This is a genomic window from Vibrio sp. SG41-7 (genome assembly GCF_014164465.1).
Taxonomy (GTDB): domain Bacteria; phylum Pseudomonadota; class Gammaproteobacteria; order Enterobacterales; family Vibrionaceae; genus Vibrio; species Vibrio splendidus.
The window spans coordinates 1-368 of record NZ_JACJFF010000369.1 but is presented as its reverse complement, the minus strand read 5'-3'; the positions used below and the strand labels follow the sequence as shown (position 1 = coordinate 368).

General features: G+C 47.6%; 1 protein-coding gene. It reads right to left on the bottom strand.

What is annotated here, in order from left to right:
* On the bottom strand, positions 1-368 hold a 368-nt coding region (locus H5300_RS27155), incomplete at both ends, for an Arm DNA-binding domain-containing protein (protein ID WP_182797400.1).

The following is a 368-nucleotide window of genomic DNA, read 5'->3' as shown; positions in this document are numbered from 1 at the left end:
GGATAATGACACTTCAGAAACCAACGTGTTTCCAAAGTGCGGGAGGAGGTAGTGTTCAAGCGTATTTCTGACCACACCTTGGTAGCTGCTTTTCCAATTGCCTTTTTGACGCTCATACCACTGATTCGCAAAGTCATTGAAAAACGGGTACAGGCGATCGGGGTACTTCTGGCGCTGTAAGGACTCAAACAGATCGACTTTTTTACTGTTAGGGAAGTAATCGCGGTATTGAAAGGTGCCAAGGTCAATCTCGGCGTTCATTTGCTTGAGGGTGGCTTGAGCAAGCCTTACATTTTTTGGCGTGGCCATTTGTTTGGTGCCTTCACGAAAGCGCTGGCCGTACAAATGAAGATCGAACTGAATGCGCC